General features: G+C 36.3%; 16 protein-coding genes. 11 read left to right on the top strand and 5 right to left on the bottom strand.

Annotated elements, in window-relative coordinates; genetic code table 11:
- Positions 1–119 precede the first annotated feature (119 nt).
- Positions 120–1,196: a WD40/YVTN/BNR-like repeat-containing protein gene (locus IIF7_RS10360; RefSeq protein WP_084841613.1), complete on the bottom strand. Its 1,077-nt coding sequence runs from the start codon at positions 1,194–1,196 to the stop codon at positions 120–122.
- 83 nt (positions 1,197–1,279) lie between these two features.
- On the opposite strand from IIF7_RS10360, the gene IIF7_RS10355 reads away from it, so the two are divergent.
- The 3 genes from IIF7_RS10355 (at position 1,280) to purL (ending at position 8,045) form a co-directional block, all read left to right on the top strand.
- Positions 1,280–2,494, top strand: coding sequence for an RsmB/NOP family class I SAM-dependent RNA methyltransferase (locus IIF7_RS10355; RefSeq protein WP_084841612.1), 1,215 nt, complete (start codon positions 1,280–1,282; stop codon positions 2,492–2,494).
- Positions 2,495–2,751: 257 nt separating this feature from the next.
- The gene (locus IIF7_RS10350) at positions 2,752–4,173 is read left to right on the top strand and encodes an endonuclease (protein WP_084841611.1); all 1,422 of its coding nucleotides are present in this window, start codon (positions 2,752–2,754) and stop codon (positions 4,171–4,173) included.
- 206 nt (positions 4,174–4,379) lie between these two features.
- Positions 4,380–8,045, top strand: coding sequence for a phosphoribosylformylglycinamidine synthase (purL, locus tag IIF7_RS10345; RefSeq protein WP_084841610.1), 3,666 nt, complete (start codon positions 4,380–4,382; stop codon positions 8,043–8,045).
- 110 nt (positions 8,046–8,155) lie between these two features.
- Here the strand turns inward: purL and IIF7_RS20835 are convergent, their stop codons facing one another.
- Together IIF7_RS20835 and IIF7_RS10335 are read right to left on the bottom strand one after the other, a co-directional pair.
- Entirely contained in the window at positions 8,156–8,329 is a 174-nt protein-coding gene (locus IIF7_RS20835; protein ID WP_176218933.1) for a hypothetical protein, read from the bottom strand.
- Between the two features lie 560 nt (positions 8,330–8,889).
- Entirely contained in the window at positions 8,890–9,492 is a 603-nt protein-coding gene (locus IIF7_RS10335; protein WP_084841608.1) for a DUF4136 domain-containing protein, read from the bottom strand.
- Positions 9,493–9,729: 237 nt separating this feature from the next.
- On the opposite strand from IIF7_RS10335, the gene IIF7_RS10330 reads away from it, so the two are divergent.
- From IIF7_RS10330 to IIF7_RS10305, 6 genes are all read left to right on the top strand, one after another.
- Positions 9,730–11,511, top strand: coding sequence for an AMP-dependent synthetase/ligase (locus tag IIF7_RS10330; RefSeq protein ID WP_084841607.1), 1,782 nt, complete (start codon positions 9,730–9,732; stop codon positions 11,509–11,511).
- Positions 11,512–11,733: 222 nt separating this feature from the next.
- Positions 11,734–12,192 carry a MarR family winged helix-turn-helix transcriptional regulator gene (locus IIF7_RS10325; RefSeq protein ID WP_084841606.1) on the top strand — a complete coding sequence of 153 codons (459 nt, stop codon included), beginning with the start codon at positions 11,734–11,736 and terminating at the stop codon, positions 12,190–12,192.
- 54 nt (positions 12,193–12,246) lie between these two features.
- Complete coding sequence (locus IIF7_RS10320) at positions 12,247–14,652, top strand: 3-hydroxyacyl-CoA dehydrogenase/enoyl-CoA hydratase family protein (protein WP_084841605.1); 2,406 nt, start codon at positions 12,247–12,249, stop codon at positions 14,650–14,652.
- 71 nt (positions 14,653–14,723) lie between these two features.
- Entirely contained in the window at positions 14,724–15,914 is a 1,191-nt protein-coding gene (locus IIF7_RS10315) for an acetyl-CoA C-acyltransferase (RefSeq protein ID WP_084841604.1), read from the top strand.
- Positions 15,915–15,959: 45 nt separating this feature from the next.
- Entirely contained in the window at positions 15,960–16,310 is a 351-nt protein-coding gene (locus IIF7_RS10310) for a four helix bundle protein (RefSeq protein ID WP_027883689.1), read from the top strand.
- A 55-nt stretch (positions 16,311–16,365) separates the two neighbouring features.
- Entirely contained in the window at positions 16,366–18,171 is a 1,806-nt protein-coding gene (locus IIF7_RS10305; protein WP_084841603.1) for an acyl-CoA dehydrogenase family protein, read from the top strand.
- 56 nt (positions 18,172–18,227) lie between these two features.
- Here IIF7_RS10305 and IIF7_RS10300 read toward each other — a convergent pair whose 3' ends face one another.
- Positions 18,228–19,136, bottom strand: coding sequence for an SMP-30/gluconolactonase/LRE family protein (locus tag IIF7_RS10300; RefSeq protein ID WP_084841602.1), 909 nt, complete (start codon positions 19,134–19,136; stop codon positions 18,228–18,230).
- A 267-nt stretch (positions 19,137–19,403) separates the two neighbouring features.
- Between IIF7_RS10300 and IIF7_RS10295 the strand changes: the two genes are divergently transcribed.
- On the top strand, positions 19,404–21,110 hold the full coding sequence (locus IIF7_RS10295; protein ID WP_245801612.1) for a mechanosensitive ion channel family protein: 1,707 nt from the start codon (positions 19,404–19,406) through the stop codon (positions 21,108–21,110).
- 122 nt (positions 21,111–21,232) lie between these two features.
- Positions 21,233–22,342 (top strand): mechanosensitive ion channel family protein, encoded by a 1,110-nt coding sequence (locus tag IIF7_RS10290; protein ID WP_084841600.1) that lies wholly within the window; start codon positions 21,233–21,235, stop codon positions 22,340–22,342.
- 103 nt (positions 22,343–22,445) lie between these two features.
- Here the strand turns inward: IIF7_RS10290 and IIF7_RS10285 are convergent, their stop codons facing one another.
- Positions 22,446–24,245 carry a glycoside hydrolase family 15 protein gene (locus IIF7_RS10285; protein WP_084841599.1) on the bottom strand — a complete coding sequence of 600 codons (1,800 nt, stop codon included), beginning with the start codon at positions 24,243–24,245 and terminating at the stop codon, positions 22,446–22,448.
- Positions 24,246–24,334 lie beyond the last annotated feature (89 nt).

Genomic DNA, 24,334 nt, shown 5'->3' with positions numbered 1-24,334 from the left:
ATTCGTTATTTTGAAGCTTAATTTTATTGGTACCGCCAACGGGTATAATACTCTGAAGCTTGCCTCGAAATTAAAAAATTGTTTCTATTGAATGCCTCGTGGGCTTGCCCCGAAATTGTTTACTTAAAATGAAGTTTTGCAATACGTTTAGAACCTGCAGCATAAGCGGTGGAATCATTTAAGAAGCGAAGTGTAAAAAAACCTTCATCACTTAATTTCTCCCAGGTTTTACCAGCATCTTTTGTATAAGAAATTCCGGTAAATCCTGCCGCTACAATTTCTTCTCCACTTCCGCTAGGCACATAACGCACACTACTTTTATAATTTGGCTCCTGCCCGTCCGCAATTAGATTCCATGTTTTACCGCCATCTTTTGTAATCGCTTTATTGCCTGTATTCCCTTCAGGATCTTCATAATTTCCTCCTATAATAATTCCGTTTTCGGCATCATAAAAATCCATGCTGTAACCACCTAAAGTTGGTTTTCCCTGTACTAAAGGTGTTTCTACAACTTCCCAATTCTCTCCTTTATCAGCCGAATGGAAAACTCTGGATTTCATTCCGCCACTTAAGATCCAAACATGATCATCTTCTATGGCTATATTAGAGTTACTGGCTGCAAACGCAGCTTCACCTTCAGCCGCTTTTGGTAATTTTGAGCAGTTAATTTTTTCCCAGCTGTTTCCGCCGTCTCTTGTAATAATTATAGATAAACAATCATCAGTAGGATCTCCCATGGCGATTCCTTCTTTATCGTTCCAAAAAGCTATAGCGTCATAAAAAACTTTTTCATTTTCTTCTTTATAAACCAGCTTCATTTTACCATCATCTCCGGTTTTATACAACAAAGCAGGATTGGCTACACTTAGCATAAAAAAATCGTTTGCTGTGCTGCCTATTGCTCTAAATTCAGGCGTTAAACTATCATATTTTTGCTGAGATAACTTCCAGGTTCCAGCAGCCGAATTGTATAGACCATACGTACCGTGATTAGCGGCAAAGGCAAGATTATTGCCTATCACTTCAATAGCTCGAATGCTTAAAGAGTCATTTTCTAAAATAGATTCTATTTCAACTTTTTCAAAAGTTCGATGAGCACTAATCTGTTTTTCTTCGTTAGAAGATTCTTCAGTAGATTTTGTATCATTTTTACAGGCCGCAAAAGCCAGCAAGGCCATGATCCAGACTTTTTTCATTTAATTGGTTTTTGATGGATTTCCTTCAAATATAAATGTTTCAGCAATAAAAAAGATTACCTTTGTCCCCTTAAATTTTAGCAATGCGTTTACATAGAAATTTAGTTTTTGCAACAGTCGATGCCCTTTTAGAAATTTTTAATGAAGGGCAATATGCCGATAAAGTGATCGAGAAAACCTTAAAACGTGATAAACGTTGGGGAGCTCGCGATCGTAGTTTTATTGCTGAAACCACCTATGACATTGTAAGATGGAAACGTCTTTATGCTGAAATTGCTGAAGTTAAAGAGCCTTTTTCCAGAGAGAATGCGTTTAGATTATTTGCCGTTTGGGCAACTTTGCGTGGTATCGAACTTCCAGATTGGAAACAAATTGAAGATACTCCTACCCGCCGAATCAAAGGACGCTTTGACGCGCTTAGTAAAATTAGAAAGTTTAGAGAATCTGTTCCAGATTGGTTAGACGAACTTGGTGTTGCCGAACTTGGTGAAGAAACTTGGGAAAAAGAAATTGGAGCACTGAACAAACAGGCTCCTGTAATAATTCGTGCAAATAGATTAAAGACCGATGTCTTAACGCTTAAACAGAAACTAGCAGACGAAGGTTTTGAAACCATAAATCTTAAAGATTATCCAGATGCATTACAGCTTGTAGAGCGTGCTAATATTTTTAAAACCGAGAGTTTCCAAAATGGATTATTTGAAGTTCAGGATGCTTCTTCGCAACTTGTAGCCGATTTTCTTGGCGTGCAACCTGGTGATCGCGTGGTAGATACTTGTGCTGGCGCCGGTGGAAAGTCATTACATCTTGCCGCCTTAATGGAAAATAAAGGACAGGTAATCGCTTTAGATATCTACGGAAATAAATTAAAAGAATTAAAACGTCGTGCTAAACGTGCCGGTGCTCATAACATCGAAACTCGTGTGATCGATAACAATAAAGTGATCAAAAAACTTTACGGTAAAGCTGATAAAGTCTTGATCGATGCGCCTTGTAGCGGACTAGGAGTTTTAAGCCGAAATCCAGATGCGAAATGGAAATTGGAACCTGAGTTTTTAGACCGAATTAGAAAAACACAGCAGGAAATTATTCGCCAGTACTCCAAAATCGTTAAAAAAGGTGGTAAAATGGTTTACGCTACCTGCTCTATTTTACCTTCTGAAAATCAATTACAGGTAAAAGACTTTTTAGCTTCAGAAGAAGGTAAAGATTTCAAATTAGTTGAAGATCAAAAAATTCTTTCTTCAGAAACTGGTTACGACGGATTTTATATGGCCCTTTTAGAAAAAACGTCATAAAAGTCGATTTTCGGTAAATTTCAGTCACTTTTTTATTCCCTGTATTTCAACGGGCTATCATTTGTTTTGCCTTAATGTTGAAAAACAAGAGAAGGCGTAACGATTTCTTAAACTAAGAACTCTGCAGAAAAATTACATTCGCGCTCCACTTAGAAATTATTTTTCAATAATAATTCTTTAAGGCGTTCAATTTTTACGTTTTAATAAATTATATGTAAAAGTTGTTTTTAAAATAAAACCCACAAATCAAATTTATAATGACATCTAAACTGAACACATTTCTATTTTGTTTTCTTTTCATTTTTCTTGCTGCCTGCAGTGAAGATGATGATATAATTACAGATCCAAATGAGGAAACAGAAACACCAGAAAACCCGGAAGAAACACCAGAAGAAGGTGAAGATAATGCCGATGTTTTAAACCCTAATTTCACAATTCCAGAAGATGTAGCCGATTATTATAGTGAAATAGGATTTAACGTTACAGTAGATTCGCTAGAAAGAGCTTTAATTGCACTTACATCAAATAAGCATACCACTTTCCTGGAGTATTATGAGCGTCACGATTATCTTTACGATGCTACAGAAGATCCAGACAATCCAGAAAATGTGATCCTGGTGTATTCTGGCGAAAGTAGAGCGAAAAACCAATACCAGTCTGGAAACAATCCTAACGCGAACCAAACTTTTAATACAGAGCATATTTACCCAAGATCTAAGATCACTGTAGAACTAGGAGAATCAGATCTTCATAACTTCTACCCTGCTGATATTAGTATTAATTCAGATCGCCAAAACGATTCTTTTGTAGCGGGTGAAGGTGAGTTCACTTCTACAAATGGCGGTTGGTATCCTGGAGATAACTGGAGAGGTGATATTGCTCGAATTGTTATGTACATGCATATTCGCTACGACCAGGATTTTGATAATGTAGGTAATCTTGACCTATTTTTAGAATGGAATGCTGAAGATCCTGTATCTGTTCTAGAAGTACAAAAAAACAATGTTATCGAGACTGCGCAGGGAAATCGTAATCCTTTTATTGATAATCCTTATTTAGCCACACTTCTTTGGGGAGGAGAAGATGATGCTGTGAATACCTGGACTGCAGATTACAGCGGACCAATTACTGAAGAATATATAGATAATTCTGAGGACAATGAAGAAGATAACGAAGAGGATGACACTGAAGAGGAAGAGGACAATGAAGGAAGTGAAAATGCTGTTTTACTTTTCTCTGAATATGTTGAAGGAAGCGGAAATAATAAAGCCATCGAGATTTTAAATATTTCTGAAGAAACTGCAGACCTTTCTGGATATAGTATCCAAAAGCAAATAAACGGAAATGGCGAGTGGAGTAATGAACTAGCATTATCTGGAACTTTAGACGCCGGAGATGTTTTGGTAATTATTAATTCACAGTCTGATCTACAAAAATTACTTGACGAGGCCGATATTTCTCAAGGCGGAGCTCCAGTAGATTTTAATGGTAACGATCCTGTTGGTTTATTTAAAGACGGAGTTTTAATCGACATGATTGGAACTGCCGGTGGAGACGATTTTGCAAAAGATGTAACTTTAAGAAGAAAATCTTCGGTTACTGCTCCTACCCCAACTTACAATAGTGAAGAATGGGAATCCTTCGATCAAAATACGGTAGAAAATATAGGAACTTACTAAATCTAAGTTTTCTAAATAAAAAAGCTCCTTTTCAGGAGCTTTTTTATTTACTATGATTCCGCATAGACTACATTCTATTTGTAGTTTAATTTCAACTTGATCTAGCTTATCTTAAAAAGCCTTTTTAGCTTTCTTATAATAAGTTTCAATATTCATTTTAAAAAAGTAAATTTGCGCTTTCAACAACAACACAAAACTTCTTTAGGATGATCCTATTCTTCGGAACTAAAACCAACAAGGTTTATGCCGTGCAAACGCACACACAGCTTTTGGCTGAAGATATTTCTAAATTAAACTGGCTTTTTGGGGGCGCGCAAAAATATAACGAATCTGCTTTGGCAGATTTTTTTGTTGGGCCACGTGCTGCAATGATTACCCCGTGGAGTACAAATGCGGTAGAGATCACCCAAAATATGGGTATCGAAGGTATTATTAGAATCGAGGAATTCTATAAAATTGATGAAAATTTTAAGGATTTTGACCCTATGCTTTCGCAGAAATATTCTGAATTAAATCAGGATATTTTCAAAATTGACATTGAGCCGGAAGCCATTAAGGAAATCGAGGATATTGAAGCTTACAACCAAAAAGAAGGTTTAGCTTTAAATGCTGAAGAAGTTGCTTATTTACAGGGATTAGCTGAAAAAATAGGCCGAAAATTAACCGATTCGGAAGTTTTTGGTTTCTCTCAGGTGAATTCTGAGCATTGTAGACATAAAATTTTCAATGGAACTTTTGTGATCGATGGTGAAGAAAAACCTTCTTCTCTTTTTAAAATGATTAGAAAAACTTCCGAAGAAAATCCTAACGATATTGTATCGGCTTATAAAGATAATGTGGCCTTTGTAAAAGGACCAAAATTAGAGCAATTTGCTCCAAAATCTGCAGATAAGCCAGATTATTACCAAAATACAGATTATGATTCTGTAATCTCTCTAAAAGCAGAAACACACAATTTCCCAACTACTGTAGAGCCTTTTAACGGTGCTGCAACTGGTAGTGGTGGTGAGATTAGAGACCGTCTTGCTGGTGGTAAAGGTTCACTTCCTTTAGCAGGAACTGCGGTTTATATGACTTCTTATAGTCGTTTAGCTGAAGATCGCCCATGGGAGAAAGCGATGAACGAGCGTGAATGGTTATACCAAACTCCAATGGATATTTTGATAAAAGCATCTAATGGAGCCTCTGATTTTGGAAATAAATTTGGGCAACCACTAATTGCAGGTTCTGTACTTACCTTTGAGCATGAAGAGCATGGTAGAAGATTGGGTTACGATAAAGTAATTATGCAGGCCGGTGGTGTTGGTTACGGGAAAGCATGCCAGGCGAAAAAAGATATTCCGCAAAAAGGTGACAAAATCGTTATTCTTGGCGGTGAAAATTATAGAATCGGGATGGGTGGAGCTGCCGTTTCTTCAGCAGATACTGGAGAATTTAGCAGTGGTATCGAATTAAACGCGATACAACGTTCTAACCCAGAAATGCAAAAACGTGCTGCCAATGCGGTACGAGGAATGGTAGAAGCGGAAGAAAATCCTATCGTTTCTATCCACGATCATGGTGCAGGTGGGCACTTAAACTGTTTAAGTGAATTAGTGGAGGAAACCGGTGGAACTATCGATCTTGATAAACTCCCGGTTGGAGATCCAACACTTTCTTCAAAAGAAATTATTGGTAACGAATCCCAGGAACGTATGGGATTGGTAATTGGTGAGAAAGACATTGAAACACTTAGACGTGTTGCCGATAGAGAACGTTCACCAATGTATGATGTTGGAGACGTAACCGATTCTAATCGTTTTACTTTTGAAGGTTCTAAAAGTGGTAAAAAACCAATGGATCTGGATCTTTCAGATATGTTCGGAAGCTCTCCAAAAACCATAATGAACGATAGAACAGTTGCCAGAGATTACGATAAACTGGTATACTCTTCAAATAATATTCAGGAATACTTAAAACAGGTTTTACAATTGGAAGCTGTTGCCTGTAAAGACTGGTTAACTAATAAAGTGGATCGCTGTGTTTCTGGACGTGTTGCAAAACAACAAACTGCAGGACCATTGCAATTACCTCTAAACAATGTTGGAGTAATGGCGCTGGATTATAAAGGAAAAGATGGTGTAGCTACTTCTATTGGCCACTCTCCTATCTCGGCATTGGTAGATCCAGTTGCTGGTTCTAAAAATTCTATTGCTGAAGCGCTTACCAATATTGTTTGGGCTCCACTAGAAAAAGGTCTAAAATCGGTTTCATTATCTGCAAACTGGATGTGGCCTTGTAATAACGAAGGTGAAGACGCCAGACTTTATGAGGCGGTACAGGGAGTTTCAGATTTTGCGATTAGCCTTGGAATTAACGTTCCTACCGGTAAAGATTCGCTTTCGATGAAACAAAAATATAAAGATGGCGATGTACTTTCTCCGGGGACGGTGATCATCTCGGCTGCCGGACATTGTGACGATGTTTCTAAGATCGTAGAACCGGTTTTACAGAAAAATGCTGGTGCTATTTATTATATTAACTTATCCCAAGATTCGTTAAAATTAGGTGGTTCTTCTTTCGCCCAGATTCTTAATAAGATTGGTGATGAAGTTCCTACAATAAAAAACGATAAAAAATTCGCAGATGCTTTTTATAATCTTCAAGGATTAATAAAAAATGATATGATCGCTGCCGGTCACGATGTGGCTTCAGGTGGATTGATAACTACCCTCTTAGAAATGTGTTTTGCAGATCAAAATCTTGGCGCGAACATCGATCTTTCAGCATTAGGAGAAAGCGATCTTGTAAAATTATTATTCAACGAAAATAGTTCTGTTGTTTTCCAGGCGACTGATGATACTGCGGAAAAAGTTTTAGCTGATAACGGAATTGAATTTTTCAAAATTGGTGAAGTTTCTGAAACAGCTACTTTGACCATTAAAAATAATGAAGAAACGCTAAATCTTGATATTGCTGAATTACGTGATGTTTGGTACAAATCGTCTTTCTTATTAGACCAGAAACAGAGCGGAAAAGAAAAAGCGGCAGAGCGTTACGAGAACTATAAAAATCAGCCTCTTTCTTATAAATTCCCAGCTAATTTTACAGGAAAGCTTCCTGAAATCGACCAAAATAAGCCTAAAATTAAGGCGGCGATCATTCGTGAAAAAGGATCGAATTCTGAACGTGAAATGGCTCGTGCCATGCACCTTGCCGGTTTTGATGTAAAAGATGTACACATGACAGATTTAATAAGTGGCCGTGAAACTTTAGAAGATATTCAGTTTATCGCAGCTGTTGGTGGTTTCTCTAATTCAGATGTTTTAGGAAGTGCAAAAGGTTGGGCTGGTGCCTTCCTTTACAACGAAAAAGCAAAAACGGCATTAGATAATTTCTTCAAAAGAGATGATACGTTATCGCTTGGTGTTTGTAATGGTTGCCAGTTATTTATTGAGTTAGGTTTAATTAATCCTACTCATGAAGAAAAACCTAAAATGCTTCATAACGATTCGCATAAATTTGAGTGTAATTTTACTTCCGTAGAAATCGCTGAAAATAATTCTGTTATGCTTAGTGATCTTGCGGGTAGCAAATTAGGAATCTGGGCAGCGCACGGTGAAGGTAAATTTAGCTTCCCTTATGCTGAAGAAAAATACAATATTGTTGGAAAATATGGATTTGAAGGATATCCGGCGAACCCAAATGGATCTGACTTTAATACGGCGATCTTAACTGACGATTCTGGTCGTCACCTGGTAATGATGCCACACTTAGAGCGTTCTACGTTCTCATGGAATTGGGCGTATTATCCAGAAGATCGCAAAGATGATAAAGTAACACCATGGCTTAGCGCTTTTGAAAACGCAAAAAAATGGTTAGAAAATAAATAATCTAAGATTATTTGAATAAAAAAGGAGCTGGTTTTCAGCTCCTTTTTTTATTCATATTATTCAAGTTTGAAATTGAGCGCTAGTTGCCCATCTGAAGTAGTCACTAACTCCTAAAATTCTTTAATAATTTTATCTGCTTCTTCCTTGCTTCCGGTAAGCTTAATGAGTTCAGTATAAAACGCTATATCATCCGGACTGGTTTCCCATTCAAATTCGGTTAATCCTTTTTTCATTTCCCAAACGATCATCATATCGTAAGAGCCAGTAAATGATCTTAAGATCATTTTAGGCAATTGTCCACCATATGCCTTAGACGTTTTAAAATAATAATCATTCAAGATTTCTTTAGCCCGGTTATAATGGCCGCTTTTAAACTTGATTTTGGAAACTTAATACCATTCGGGATTATCCAATTTCTTAGGTTTCATTTCCTCAGATTCTTCTTGCGCTTGCAGCGAAAAACATAAAAAACTAAAAATAATGGCAAAAGTAATGCTGAGATTTCTCATATCTATATGGATTTTAATTGGTTACAAAAAGAAGATGATATGAGGCCTAATAAATGTAGGTTTAAAAGCAGCAAAAAACATTTAAAACATTGAAAATCAGTTATTTTTGTAGAATTTTAATCAGAAACATATAAAGTCTGGATAAAATTAAAGTAAAACGACTAAAAATTAAATTCTAGATAAATTTTTGGGCTACAATAAACATTTAAACACTGAAAATCAGTAATTTACAAATGTTATTATGAATAAAATGGTACATTTTCGATTGAATTTCAATGATTTATAATAAAAAAAGGGCTGAAAAAATCAGCCCCAATTTTATCGAATATTGATTTCTATTTTTTTGAATTTTCCTGAAATGCCGGAAATTCACTAAAAATTTGATTGATCAATTCCTCCTGCGCTTCAAGATTAGCCGCGTTCACTATCGCTCCTGAAGTTTGGCCACTCCAAACCAATTCTTTGGTTTTACCGTCCACAAGATTAATATCTACAGCTCCTTCTTGATACTGATAAGTATTTACGTCATATCCGGTTATTGGTCCAAAATTGGCAAAACCTGAATAAAAATAGTTACTGTAAAGCGGACTTACGGCCGTTACACCGGGATCATAAGGGTATGAAGCATATTCAGCTTCAGTTTTTTGATTTTCTTCAATATTTGTGGTCGAATTAATTAGAACCAGTAGATCTGGTTGCTCTGTATCTAAAGAATATCCTGCATTTTCCATATTCATATTAACGGTTTCCAGAACAATTTTGTTGATGTTCTGGTCGTTTTCCATCTTAGCTGTATTAAATCCTGAATTGGGTAAATAAGCGTAGGTTTGATAATTGTTTAGATCTTTGTCTTTACTGCTAGTAGTCTTAACCTGGCTTCCGCAGGAAATAAATAAAAGACTAAAAATAAATAAACTTAAAAATTGGTTGGTATTCATCGTTTTTTTAAGCAATCTAGTCAACTAACCAATCGCAAAGAAAAAATAGCAGTCTTTTAAATCGAATTTAACTGATTTTATAATTTATTAATATAAATTGTCGTTGAACACCAATATAAATTAACTAAAATTAAAAATTATATAATTTAACCCTTATTTTTAGTTTCTTTTTTATTAATTTCATTTGAAATACTCCGCTATTTTGCTATTTTGCAAGGTATGCTAATGTTTACATAGATGAACGAGATAAAACGTCTTTTTGATTTTCCATATTATCAGCAGAAAAACTTTCCGCTGAAAACTTCCCTTGCTACTAAGAAAAATGGCAAATGGGAAAAATTATCTACAAACGAATATTTGGATCAGGCCAATAAAATTAGTCGAGGTCTTTTAAGATTAGGAATTCAGCCAAATGATAAGATCGCTGTTATTTCCTCAAACAATAGAAACGAGTGGAACATTCTTGATATTGGAGTTTTACAAACTGGAGCTCAAAACGTTCCTGTGTATCCAACCATTTCTGAACAGGAGTACGAATACGTTATAAATCATAGTGAATCGATCTACTGTTTTGTTTCAGATAAAGAAGTGCTGGACAAAGTAAATGCGATAAAGGCAAATACACAGCTTAAAGAAGTATATAGCTTTGATGATATTGAAGGTTGTAAGAACTGGAAAGAAGTAATGGATCTTGGTGAAGATCTTAGCAACCAGGACGAAGTGCAGCAACGTATGGATGCCGTAACTTCTAAAGATCTGGCTACCTTAATTTATACTTCTGGAACTACAGGAAGACCTAAAGGTGTAATGCTTTCTCACGAAAATATTGTGAGCAATGTAATGGGAAGTGCTCCTCGTGTTCCTTTCGATTTTGGAACTTATACGGCATTAAGCTTCTTACCAATCTGCCATGTTTTTGAACGAATGATTTTGTATTTGTATCAATACTATGCAGTATCGATCTATTTTGCTGAATCTATAGATATGCTAAGTGAAAACCTGAAAGAGGTTAAACCAAATGTGATTACAGCAGTACCTAGATTACTTGAGAAGGTTTACGATAAGATCGTAGCAAAAGGATCTTCAGCTGGTGGGATTAAGACAGCTTTATTTAATTGGTCTTTAGGATTAGGACACCAATATGAACCATACGGAGCTAATGGATCATGGTATGAATTTAAATTAGGTTTAGCCAGAAAGATCGTTTTTTCTAAATGGAAAGAAGGTTTAGGCGGAAATATTGAGTTAATTGTTTCCGGTAGTGCCGCTTTACAACCGCGACTTGCCAGAGTTTTTGCCGCGGCAGGGATCCCAGTTATGGAAGGGTACGGACTTACAGAAACATCTCCGGTAATTGCCGTTAATGATGAACGTGATCATAATTTCAGAATTGGAACGGTAGGAAAACCTATTAAAAACTGTGAAGTTAAAATTGCAGAAGATGGTGAAATTTTGGCTAAAGGACCCAATGTAATGATGGGTTATTATAAGGATGAAGAAAAGACAAAATTAGCCATTACAGAAGATCATTATTTCCATACCGGAGATATTGGTGAGATCGATGCAGATGGTTTCTTAAAAATCACCGACAGGAAAAAAGAAATGTTTAAAACTTCAGGTGGTAAATACGTAGCTCCACAGATTTTAGAAAACACCATGAAACAATCTCAATTTATAGAGCAGATCATGGTTGTTGGTGAAGGAGAAAAAATGCCCGCTGCTTTAATCCAGCCTAATTTCGAGTTTGTAAAAGAATGGGCACTACGCAAGAATATCGATCTTGGAGATAAATCTGAAAAAGAGATTGCTAATAATCAATTGGTACAAGATCGCATACAGCAAGACATCGAATTTTATAATAAGAGTTTTGGAAATTGGGAAAAAGTAAAAACATTTAAATTAACCCCCGAAGCATGGACGGTAGAAGGTGGTCACCTTACTCCTACCATGAAAGTGAAAAGACGAAATGTAAAGGAAAAGTATATCGAACTTTATAATTTGATATACGAACATAAATAATTCAGAATAAACTTAAATTTATTGCATAAAACTCCTCAACTACGGGGAGTTTTTTGTTTTGTCTTAAAATTATAGCTTAAATAATATAATATTAACAAATTTTACGTTTATTTATTATGCATGCATAATATAATTTTATTACATTTGGAAGACTTGGTTTTAAATATTTAAAGGCTTAAAAACAATAGCTGAATCGAAAGTTCCCTATCAAAAGGGTTTAATATGAAAGAAAAAACAATAGACTATGTTTTAAGGGCTACCTGGATGGCTGTTTCCAAAATGTACAACGAAGAGGCTGGTAAAGCTGGCAGTACAATGGCGACAGGTTTTGCTCTGCTAAGTATAGACCCCGAAAAAGGAACTCCATCTACATCCTTAGGACCAAAAATGGGTATGGAAGCTACCAGCCTAAGTAGAATTTTAAAAGCAATGGAAGATAAAGGCTTAATTGTTCGTAAAAGAAACCCAGAAGATGGCCGTAGTGTCCTTATCTACCTCACAAAATATGGACTGGAAATGCGTAATTTCTCTAAAGGTGTTGTACTAAGATTTGATGATGCCGTAAAAGAAAATGTGAGTGAAGAAGATCTAAAAACCTTTATTGAAGTTGCTAATACCATTACAGAGCTTATAGCGAATAAGAAAATATATAAACAAGAAATAGACTTAAATAATGAATAATCAGGCTTCAATGCTACAGGGCATTGTAGCAATTCTAAAACCAGACCTAAAATAATGAAGCGAACAATCAATAAAGTTGCTGTTGTAGGTTCAGGAATTATGGGTAGCGGTATTGCCTGCCACTTCGCCAATATTGGCGTCGAGGTATTACTGCTCGATATCGTTCCAAGAGAACTCAATGAAAAAGAACAAAAAAAGGGGCTTACTTTAGAAGATAAAGAAGTGCGCAATCGTATCGTTAACGATTCATTGCAAAATTCTTTAAAATCGAAGCCCTCTCCTATTTACCATAAAGATTTTGCCAAGCGCATAAGCACCGGAAATTTAGAAGATGATATCACTAAAGTTTCTGAAGCAGATTGGATTATCGAAGTGGTAGTAGAAAGACTTGATATTAAAAAACAGGTTTTCGAAAAACTTGAAAAACATAGAAAACCGGGAACCTTAATTACTTCGAATACTTCCGGGATTCCTATTAAATTTATGAACGAAGGAAGAAGTGAAGATTTCCAGAAGCATTTCTGCGGAACGCACTTTTTCAATCCTCCAAGATATTTACGCCTATTCGAAATTATTCCGGGACCAGATACTTCAGATGAAGTATTGAATTTCCTGAATGACTACGGAAAAAAATTTCTGGGTAAAAAATCGGTTATCGCGAAAGATACACCGGCTTTTATTGGAAATCGCGTTGGGATCTTCAGTATAATGAGTTTGTTCCATATGGTAAAAGATATGGATATGACTATTGAAGAAGTCGATAAACTTACCGGTCCGGTGATTGGTCGTCAAAAGTCGGCTACCTTCCGTACCGTCGATGTGGTTGGTTTAGATACTCTGGTGCACGTTGCTAACGGCTTGTACGAAAACGTTCCCGAAGATGAAGCTCACGAGCTTTTTAAACTTCCAGATTTTATCCAAACAATGATGGATAATAAATGGTTGGGAAGCAAAACCGGACAAGGTTTTTATAAAAAAGAAAAAAAAGAAGACGGTTCTAGCGAGATCAAATCTTTAGATCTTGATAAAATGGAATTCCGTGATCGAAAAAGCGCGAAATTCGGAGTTTTAGAACAAACCAAAACTATCGATAAACTTAGCGATCGTTATAAGGTGCTTATTAAAGATGAAGGAAAAGCCGGTAAATTTTATCGCAAAAACTTCTCGGCACTTTTCGCTTATGCGTCAAACAGAATTCCTGAAATCACCGATGAGCTTTACAAAATCGACGATGCGATGCAAGCCGGTTTTGGATGGGAACACGGACCTTTTCAGGTCTGGGATGCTATTGGTGTAGAAAAAGGAATCGAAATGATGAAAGCTGAAGGTTACGAGCCTGCAGCTTGGGTTTCAGAAATGGTAAATGCCGGTATCACTTCATTTTATTCAGTAAAAGAAGGAAATACTTATTATTATGAGATTCCGAAGAAAGAACACGTAAAAGTTCCGGGACAAGATTCCTATATCATTTTAGACAATATTCGTGAATCTAAGGCTGTATTCCAAAACAGCGGAGTTGTGGTTGAAGATTTAGGCGATGGTATTTTGAATCTGGAATTCCGCAGTAAGATGAATTCAATTGGTGGTGATGTTCTCGACGGAATTAATAAAGCGATCGATCTTGCTGAAAAAGAATACCGCGGACTCGTAGTGTCTAACGACGGAAAAAACTTCTCTGTAGGCGCAAATATCGGGATGATCTTTATGATGGCGGTCGAGCAAGAATACGACGAGCTAAATATGGCGATCAAATATTTCCAGGATACAATGATGCGTATGCGCTACTCCTCTATTCCAACAATTGCCGCACCACATAATATGGCGCTTGGTGGTGGTTGCGAACTTTCACTTCACGCCGATAAGGTGGTGGCACACGCTGAAACTTATATTGGTTTAGTTGAATTTGGCGTTGGGGTAATTCCTGGCGGTGGTGGTTCTAAAGAATTGACATTAAGAGCAGCTGATACTTACCAAAAAGATGATGTAGAACTGAATCGTTTACGTGAAAACTTCCTAACAATAGGGATGGCAAAAGTATCTACTTCTGCTTACGAAGCTTACGATACCAATATTCTTCAGAAAGGAAAAGATATCGTAGTGGTGAATCGTGATAATCAATTAGCTATTGCAAAAAAACACGCAATGTTAATGGCAGATAATGGATACACAAAGCCTATTATGAGAAAAGACATTAAAGTTCTTGGAAAACAGGCTTTAGGTGCTTTTTACGTAGGAACCGACCAGATGAATGCCGGAAAATACATTAGCGATCACGATAAGAAAATCGCTAACAAACTGGCTTACGTAATGGCCGGTGGAGATCTTTCTGAAGCGTCTTACGTTAGCGAGCAATACTTATTAGACCTGGAACGTGAAGCTTTTTTAAGCCTTTGCGGAGAACGAAAAACATTAGAACGCCTTCAGCATATGTTACAGAAGGGGAAACCGCTTAGGAACTAAAATGTTGAATGATGAATGTTGAATTTTAAATTATTCGAAATTCAACATTCAAAATTTAAAATTCAAAACAAATGAATAAGACTGCATATATAGTAAAAGCATATAGAACCGCCGTGGGGAAAGCGCCTCGAGGTGTGTTCAGATTTAAAAGACCAGATGAACTGGCAGCGGAAACCATCGAATATATGATGGATAAACTTCCGGAATTCGACAAAACACGTATCGACGATGTGATCGTTGGTAATGCAATGCCAGAAGCTGAGCAAGGCTTGAACGTTGGACGTTTAATTTCCTTAATGGGATTAAAGACCGAAGACGTACCGGGGATGACGGTGAATCGCTATTGCGCTTCTGGATTGGAAACTATTGCTATCGCTTCAGCAAAAATCCAAAGTGGAATGGCAGATTGTATCATCGCCGGTGGTGCAGAAAGTATGAGCTACATCCCAATGGGTGGTTATAAACCGGTACCAGACTATAAATTAGCTAAGGAAGGTCACGAAGATTATTACTGGGGAATGGGGTTAACTGCGGAAGCGGTTGCCAATCAATATAAAGTCTCTCGTGAAGATCAGGATGAATTTGCTTACAATTCACATCAAAAGGCAATAAAAGCGCAGGCAGAGGATCGTTTTCAAGATCAAATCGTCCCGATCACGATCGACCAAACTTATGTGGATGCTGACGGAAAAAAGAAAACCAAAAGTTATACGGTGAATAAAGATGAAGGTCCGCGTAAAGATACTTCTGAATCAGTGCTAAATAAACTGCGCCCTGTATTTGCTGAAGGCGGAAGCGTAACTGCCGGAAACTCTTCACAAATGAGTGATGGTGCAGCTTTCGTGATGGTAATGAGCGAAGAAATGGTTAAAGAACTAAATCTAGAACCAATCGCCAGAATGGTAAGCTACACCGCTGTTGGTGTCGAACCAAGAATAATGGGAATCGGTCCGGTAAAAGCTATTCCGAAGGCAATAAAACAAGCCGGATTAAAACAAGATGATATTTCATTGATCGAACTAAACGAAGCCTTTGCTTCACAGTCGCTAGCCGTCATTCGTGAATTAGGATTAAATCAGGATCTGGTAAACGTAAACGGTGGAGCCATTTCAATGGGACATCCATTGGGTTGTACGGGAGCAAAATTATCGGTTCAGATCTTTGATGAAATGCGCAAACGAAACCTGAACAACAAATACGCAATGGTAACTATGTGCGTAGGGACCGGACAAGGTGCTGCAGGGGTTTATGAGGTGTTTTAGTTATGAATTTTGAATGCTGAATGTTGAATTAGAAATGGGAGAACTTTGAAAACAGAAAATATAATTATCGATAAAACTTTCAATTTCTCTCTGAGTATTATTTCCCTATTCAAAAAATTACAGGAAAACAAAGAGTTTATTATTTCAAAACAGCTTTTAAAATCAGCGACAAGTATTGGCGCCAATGTTGAAGAAGCCACGGCTGCTCAATCGAAAAGAGATTTTATAAATAAGATGTCTATTGCTTCAAAAGAAGCCAGAGAAACTAAATATTGGTTACGATTACTGAATGATTCTGAGCTCACAACTCTCGATGTTTTAGATGAAATAAAGGAAGTAAACCATATCATCAATATCATTACAAAAATCATAATTACAGCAAAAAATAATGTCTAACAATACTGAATTATAAGCATTCAACATTTATAATTCAAAATTCAAAATAAAAAAGATGGAAGCTAAAACAGATAAAGAAATATTACGCGGTGGTCAATTCTTAGTGAAAGAAACCAACTGCGAAGACATTTTTACTCCTGAAGATTTTAACGAGGAGCAAAAGATGATGCGTGATTCTGTACAGGAATTTGTAGATCGTGAGATCATTCCGCATAAAGAAAGATTCGAGAAAAAAGACTACGCGCTTACCGAAGAAATTATGCAGAAAGCCGGGGAACTTGGTTTTCTTGGTGTTGCTGTACCCGAAGAATATGACGGACTAGGAATGGGATTTGTTTCTACAATGCTGGTTTGTGATTATATTTCTGGTGCTACAGGATCGATCGCAACTGCTTTTGGAGCACATACCGGGATTGGAACGATGCCGATTACACTTTACGGAACTGAAGAACAAAAGAAAAAATATGTTCCGAAGTTAGCCACCGGAGAATGGTTTGGTGCGTATTGTTTGACTGAACCGGGTGCAGGTAGTGATGCAAATTCAGGAAAAACCAAAGCCGTACTTTCTGAAGATGGAAAACACTACAGCATTAGCGGACAAAAAATGTGGATCTCTAACGCCGGTTTTGCAAATGTATTCATCGTTTTTGCTCGTATTGAAGATGATAAGAATATCACCGGATTTATCGTAGAAAACGATAAAGAAAACGGAATTTCTTTCGGGGAAGAAGAAAAGAAATTAGGAATCCACTCCTCTTCTACCCGCCAGGTTTTCTTTAACGATACTAAAGTTCCGGTAGAAAATATGCTGGCTGGTCGTGGCGAAGGTTTTAAAATTGCAATGAATGCTTTAAACGTTGGTCGAATCAAATTAGCGGCTGCTTGTTTAGATGCTCAACGTCGCGTTACTGCAAATGCGGTTCAGTATGCTAATGAAAGAGTTCAGTTTAAAACGCCAATTGCACAATTTGGTGCGATTAAACAGAAATTAGCAGAAATGGCAACTTCAGCTTATGTTGGAGAGTCTGCTTCATATCGTGCAGCTAAAAATATCGAAGACCGAATTAATATTCGCTTAGAAAATGGAAATTCTCACTCTGAAGCCGAATTAAAAGGTGTTGAAGAATATGCGATAGAATGTTCTATTTTGAAAGTTGCCTGTTCAGAAGATATTCAGAATTGCTCTGATGAAGGTATTCAGGTGTTTGGCGGAATGGGCTTCTCTGCTGATACGCCAATGGAAGCAGCGTGGAGAGATGCTCGTATTTCCAGAATTTACGAAGGAACCAACGAAATTAACCGAATGCTTTCGGTAGGGATGTTGGTGAAAAAAGCGATGAAAGGTCACGTAGATCTTTTAGGACCTGCACAATCTGTAGCTAACGAATTAACCAGTATTCCGTCTTTCGATAAACCGGATTATTCTGAATTATTTGCGGAAGAAAAGGAAATGATCAAAAAGCTGAAAAAATTATTTTTGATGGTTGCCGGTAGCGCTGTTCAGAAATTCGGACCTCAGTTGGAGGAACATCAGCAATTATTATTAGCTGCTTCAGATATTCTAATCGAAGTGTATATGGCAGAATCGGCTATTTTAAGAACTGAAAAGAATGCGAAACGTTTTGGCGAAGATTCACAAAAAGAACAGATCGCAATGTCGCAACTTTATCTTTATAATGCCGTTGAAACAATTAACGCCAAAGCTAAAGAAGGAATAATTTCTTTCGCTGAAGGTGATGAATTGAGAATGATGTTAATGGGATTAAAGCGTTTTACGAAATACGACAATTTCCCGAATGTGGTAAAATTAAGAACCCAAATTGCCGATAAATTAATCGCTGAAAATAAGTATTGTTTTTAAGTATTTTGATGGTTTATGTTAAGTTGGAGGCCACTTTTAAGCAGGTGGCCTCTTTTTTATTTTCTAAACCAACGCATTCCGTGGGTTTTCATTTTTAGTTTGTATACCGCATCTGAAGCAGTAATGAATAAAATATCCTGATCTTTCCCTCCAAAAGTGACATTTGCCGTCCATTTTTTATCAATTTTTATATGATCGATCTTGTTGCCATTTTTATCGAAAATCGTCACTCCGTCTCCCGTTAGATAAACATTTCCTTCATTATCTGTAGTCATTCCGTCTGAACCCATTTCGGCAAAAAGTTCACGCTGACTTAATTCTCCGTTTTCTTCAATTTTGAACTTAAACGTCTTGTTTTTTGAGCGATCGGCTACATATAGAATTTCATCTTTAACTGAACCTATAATTCCGTTTGGAAGTACAAAGTTTTCCGCAGCGATTTTTACCATTTTATGATCTGGAGAGAGATAATACACCCTTCTTTCACTCATATCAGCTGAAGTCCGTTGCCAATAATCCCTTTGATAATAAGGATCGGTAAAATAGATTCCGCCTTTATCATCGATCCAAAGATCATTTGGGCCATTAAAATTTTTATTGCTGAAATTATCTAAAATCACCTCTATTTTTTTATTTGGACTAATCTTCCACAACTCAAAATTTTCGTCGGCACAAGCCCAAAGATTCTCGTTATCGTCAAAAAACAATCCATTAGAACGTCCTGCATCTTCCATAAATACAGAAATTAAGTCTGTTTCAGCATTCCATTTTAAAATTCGATTGTTTGGTTGATCTGTGAAATAAATATTTCCCATTTTATCTGAAGCGGGGCCTTCAGTAAACTCAAATTTATCTGAAATTAATTGTGGTTTGGCGCCATCTTCAATCGGGGAAAGGGTTTGACCGTACACACCTGATAAAATCAGAAAAAAGATTGAAAACTGGAATATCAATAGATTTTTCATTTTAAAAATTTAAAGTAAGATAAGTATTTTGACATTTATTTTTTAAAATATTTTTCAATAAGAAAAGTAAACAACTTCGAGTCCTGCCTCCGTGTACTTATGCGTTTGGCGTGCCAATAAAAATTGGGTTGCATTTAACTAAAATCAACAAAAATTCACAGTTTCTTTAATGTTCTTAACGCTTTACTAATAATTTACATCACTAAAACAGAGTACATTGGAAACATGCCTTACAAATACTTAATCAGCCTACTTCTCTCTGTATTTTTGTGTAATATTTCAGTTGCTCAAGATCCCTCAGATAGCACCGATAGTAGTCAAAACACTCAACTTCCTTCGAAAGAACCTATAACAAAAAATAAAGGTAAATTCAGGCCTAACGCTATAGATGAATATAACGAGGCATATTATATTATTAACAGACTGAATGAAAGTATAGGTTTACCGCCAAATAATGTCAATTTTCAGACTCCGCAGGCAACATTAGAACATTTCGTAATAAGCGCTCGAGAAAACGATTACATGAATGCCGCTTATGCCCTAAATTTGAATCTTTTACCATCTGACCTTTCTCATAAAGATGCTGCTTTACTGGCCGAAAAACTATATTTTGTAATTAACCAACGTGTGAAACTAAACTGGGATGATCTACCAGATAGGCCTGATGGGCAAATCGATATACAAACCAGCACCAATAAAGCTGTAGCCGGAAATCCACGTAGAAGTATCGTTTTTGGCGAAGTTGACCTTGATGGTAGAGATTATGTTTTTAGATTGCAAAGAGTTAAATACAAAGATTACGGTGCATTTTGGCTAATCTCACCCAACACTGTAGAAAATATTGATGAACTCTATAAGGTTTATGGCCCCAGGAAATTAGATCGAATGATGCCAGACTGGGCCAGGATAAAACTATGGTCTATGCCGGTATGGAAATTTGCAGGAGCCTTACTTCTTATTCTACTCTGCTATTACATAGGGAAATTATTTTCATTTTACCTGCGAAAATTCTTAATGAAATCGAAGAAACAATGGATGCAAAATATCGCCGGAAAACTAACAACTCCGGCTGGTGTTGCAATAGGTGTTTTATCATTTTATCTTTTACTGAATAACCTGATTTCATTCGCCGGTTCTTTCGCTACAACTTTATATGCCATTCTATTAATAGTAGTAATTGGTTCTATTACCTGGTTTTTTATGAGAATGGTAGATTACTTTATGCTCTATGTTGCTGAAAATAAAATTGGCGACACCAGTGTAGAAGAAAACTCTGAAGCTAGGAAAATGCTGACCTACATTTCTGTAGCAAGGCGAATAGTTACCTTTATCGTGATCATCTTTGGAATTTCTGTAGTTCTATCTCAATTTAGATCTTTAGAAAAATTAGGAATTTCATTGATGGCATCTGCAGGTGTTGCTACCGTGATTCTTGGTATTGCGGCGCAAAGTACACTGGGTAATATTATCGCCGGTGTCCAAATAGCGCTTACAAAACCAGCACGAATTGGAGACACCGTAATTATAGATGACGATTGGGGATACGTAGAAGATATTCGTTTTACCTACATGGTGGTTAGAACCTGGGATTGGCGCCGTATTGTTGTTCCATTAAGATACGTAATATCCAATACTTTTGAAAACTGGTCGATGACCTCGGCGCATCAAATACGACCAATTAGTATTTATGCAGATTATAGGATCGATGTAAAGAAAGTTAGAAAAAAATTCGAGGAGATCTTAAAAACTAAGGAAAGCTGGGATGAAAATAAACCACCTGTTGTTCAGGTAGTAGATACAACAGAAAAATCGATTCAAATAAGGTTTCTTTGTAGTTCTAAGGATGCGGTTGAAGCCTGGGACCTACATTGTGAATTGCGCGAAGAATTAATAAGTTATATAAGTAACTTAGAAGATGGATTATTTTTATCTACTTCACGTGTTAGAATTCAAGAATTCCCCGCAAGACAATAAGCTATTAAAATAAAATTTGGGAGATTTCTGTGGTTATCGCGAAAACCTTTTCAGTTAAAGTAATTTTAACTAGAAGACTGGTTTAATTGATTTTATATAAATTAAGATCAAAATCTACCAATATGGCCCAGGACATGCTAACCGATGAAGCATTAAATACTTCATACTTAATTATAGGAATTCTGGCAGTTGTAATTGTCTTTGCAATTGCTTTTTTCATCATAAAAAAAATAGGAAAAGATCCAAAAAATGTACTTCCGGTTAATTTGGCGGGTAGAATTAGGATTCCTCTATTAATCTTTTTAATCTCATTATTCCTTAAAGTTTGTCTTTTTCAGGACGTGTTTTCTAATACCGAATTAATTAATCTTATAAAACACGCCAGTACTATTGGAATCATCATAAGTTTTACCTGGTTTTTAATTGTTTTTCTAAAGGTATTTAAAGAACGTTTGCTTAAAAAGTATGATGTAAATACAGATAACAATCTTAAAGCCAGAAAGGTTTATACGCAATTTACGATTCTTGAAAATATTGTCATCTTTATTTTGATAATCCTGGCTATTGGGATTTCTCTTATGAGTTTTGAAAGCATTCGGGAAGTTGGTTTAAGTTTACTTACTTCTGCCGGTATTGCTGGTATTATTGTAGGTTTGGCTGCACAAAAAGCTATTGGAACATTGCTTGCGGGTATACAGATTGCCATTACTCAGCCTATTCGATTACAGGATGCCGTTATTGTTGAAGGCGAATGGGGATGGATCGAAGAAATTACACTTACTTATGTTGTGGTTAAGGTTTGGGATAAACGAAGATTAGTGGTTCCTTCTACTTATTTTATTGAAAATACCTTCCAGAACTGGACGCGAAAATCGGCAGATATCATGGGGACGGTTTTTCTTTATACCGATTATAATGTTTCTTTTGATGCTATTAGAGCTGAATTGACCCGACTTTTAGAAAGTTCTCCACTTTGGGATAAACAGGTAAATGTGCTTCAGGTAACCGATGCAACTGAAAAATCTGTACAAATAAGAATATTGGTAAGTGCTAAAGATTCGCCAACAGCCTGGGATCTTAGAGTTTATATTCGCGAAAAATTGATTGATTTTATTCACCAAAATTATCCTCAGAGTTTACCAAGAACCAGAGTTGAATTACCTCAGCAGGATCAAAATCCTTCAGAAAAGGTTAGTCCTAAAACTGAAGATCCATCAGCAAGAAAAGAATAGAACTATAAAAAAGAGCAATAAAAAATCCCCAACTCAATATTGGGGATTTTTTAGTTTATAATTCCGAAGTAATTTCTTCAAAATAAAATTTTATAGTTCAGAATTAAAAACCGCTAAACGCATTTTCTTCAGAAGCATGTCCTTTACTAAAGTTTGCAGCGGTTTCAATTAAGGCTAAATGTGAGTATGCCTGTGGGAAGTTCCCTAGCAATCTTTTAGTCTCAAAATCGATGTCTTCACTAAATAATCCTAAGTGGTTACTGTACGATAGCAATTGTTCAAACAAAGCTTTAGACTTTTCTTCTTCACCAATTTTATAAAGACTGTTGATTAACCAGAAGGTACAAATCGTAAAAGAGGAAGACGGTAAGCCAAAGTCATCTTTGTTTTTATAACGATACATTAATCCGTCGTTACACAATTCTTTTTCGGTTGCTTTTACAGTGCTTATAAAACGTGGATCTTTAGCATCAATAAAGCCGTAAGATTCCATTAATAGCGTACTTGCATCTAGATCTGGTGATCCATACGATTGTGTGTAAGCCTGTTTTTCTTCGTTCCAACCATTGTTATAGATATCGTCGTAAATTTCAGCTCTAAGTGTTTTCCAATGTGTATCATTAATACCCATTCTTAACACCTCACCAATCTTAATGGCACGATCTACAGCTACCCAACAAAGCAACTTAGAGAATACAAAATGACGATCTTCAGTTCGTAATTCCCAAATTCCTTTATCTGGTTTTTGCCAGTTTTCTTCAACAATCATCACGATACCACGAACTACCGTCCAAAGTTCCTCACTATTTTCTAACGAAGTTTCAAACTGTAGGAATTGCTGATAGATCACTTCCATCAAAATTCCGTAGATATCATTTTGTTTTTGAATATAAGCTGCATTTCCTGTTCTTACAGGATATGAATTTTTATAACCACTTAAATGATCTAAAATATGCTCGGTAAGTTCTTTTTGTCCGTCGATACCGTACATAATCTGAATCTTTTCATCCTTATCTGGTATAATATCAATAATGAATTGCAAAAATTCACGTGCCGATTTCACGTGACCAAGACCAGCCATAACTTTTATCACCATCGAAGCATCACGAATCCAACAGAAACGATAATCCCAGTTTCGCTCTTCTCCTATGGTTTCTGGTAACGAAGTAGTTGCCGCAGCAAGTACCGCTCCAGATTTTTTATAACTCAGTAATTTTAAAACCAAAGCACTACGCATAATCTCGTTACTGTAATGAGAATAACGTGTTGTTTTCTCACTCCAGTTCATCCAATAGGTTTTTGTCCTTTGGAATTTAAGATACGAGCGATCTAATGACTGTGTAATTAATTTTTCATGATAACCTACTAAACAATATGCATTACCGGTAAGCGTGATCTCTCTTTGCTGAAGAATATCATCTAAATCCAGGTTAGAGTAGAAAAATAAGGAGTCGTATTTCCCTTTAACGGTATAACTTTTTATATAGTTTCCTTTATTTTCGTTTTGAGTTTCTTCTCTTGCAAAATCTAATCTAGGATTATAGATCACCTTAAATTTAGGCTTCCCTTTTAATAACCTTAAAAAACGTATAATATCTGGCGGAGAATAATAAGAACCATCTTCTCTTGGATAGCGTGGCATAAAATCTATAAGCTGAAAAGCATCTTCACCATTATCAAAAACAGTAGATAGAATATTGGTTTCCCAGAGATATTCTTGCGAGATATTGTAATCATCACTCACTTTAAACTCAAAACTACCGCCTTTTTCTTCGTCTAGAATTTTGGCAAAAACAGCAGCCGAATCAAATGCTGGTAAACAGCACCAATCTAAAGATCCTGTTTTGGAAACTAGCGCACAACTTTTACAATTCCCGATTATTCCGTAATCTAAATTGTCCATATATCTTAAATTTCTTTTAAAAGAATGGTATTCTAAAATGAATTCCCGAAATTTAGTAAAATTCAAATTGGCAACAACAGCATTAGCAT

This window comes from Zunongwangia atlantica 22II14-10F7 (assembly GCF_002094855.1).
GTDB lineage: Bacteria > Bacteroidota > Bacteroidia > Flavobacteriales > Flavobacteriaceae > Zunongwangia > Zunongwangia atlantica.
The sequence above is the reverse complement of the archived record's forward strand: the minus strand, read 5'-3'. Positions and strand labels throughout refer to the sequence as shown.

Excerpts from the sequence above, each read along its gene's own strand:
- IIF7_RS10360 (WP_084841613.1), bottom strand. The coding sequence starts at position 1,196 with ATGAAAAAAGTCTGGATCATGGCCTTGCTGGCTTTTGCGGCCTGTAAA.
- IIF7_RS10355 (WP_084841612.1), top strand. The coding sequence starts at position 1,280 with ATGCGTTTACATAGAAATTTAGTTTTTGCAACAGTCGATGCCCTTTTA.
- IIF7_RS10350 (WP_084841611.1), top strand. The coding sequence starts at position 2,752 with ATGACATCTAAACTGAACACATTTCTATTTTGTTTTCTTTTCATTTTT.
- purL (WP_084841610.1), top strand. The coding sequence starts at position 4,380 with ATGATCCTATTCTTCGGAACTAAAACCAACAAGGTTTATGCCGTGCAA.
- IIF7_RS20835 (WP_176218933.1), bottom strand. The coding sequence starts at position 8,329 with ATGATCTTAAGATCATTTACTGGCTCTTACGATATGATGATCGTTTGG.
- IIF7_RS10335 (WP_084841608.1), bottom strand. The coding sequence starts at position 9,492 with ATGAATACCAACCAATTTTTAAGTTTATTTATTTTTAGTCTTTTATTT.
- IIF7_RS10330 (WP_084841607.1), top strand. The coding sequence starts at position 9,730 with ATGAACGAGATAAAACGTCTTTTTGATTTTCCATATTATCAGCAGAAA.
- IIF7_RS10325 (WP_084841606.1), top strand. The coding sequence starts at position 11,734 with ATGAAAGAAAAAACAATAGACTATGTTTTAAGGGCTACCTGGATGGCT.
- IIF7_RS10320 (WP_084841605.1), top strand. The coding sequence starts at position 12,247 with ATGAAGCGAACAATCAATAAAGTTGCTGTTGTAGGTTCAGGAATTATG.
- IIF7_RS10315 (WP_084841604.1), top strand. The coding sequence starts at position 14,724 with ATGAATAAGACTGCATATATAGTAAAAGCATATAGAACCGCCGTGGGG.
- IIF7_RS10305 (WP_084841603.1), top strand. The coding sequence starts at position 16,366 with ATGGAAGCTAAAACAGATAAAGAAATATTACGCGGTGGTCAATTCTTA.
- IIF7_RS10300 (WP_084841602.1), bottom strand. The coding sequence starts at position 19,136 with ATGAAAAATCTATTGATATTCCAGTTTTCAATCTTTTTTCTGATTTTA.
- IIF7_RS10290 (WP_084841600.1), top strand. The coding sequence starts at position 21,233 with ATGGCCCAGGACATGCTAACCGATGAAGCATTAAATACTTCATACTTA.
- IIF7_RS10285 (WP_084841599.1), bottom strand. The coding sequence starts at position 24,245 with ATGGACAATTTAGATTACGGAATAATCGGGAATTGTAAAAGTTGTGCG.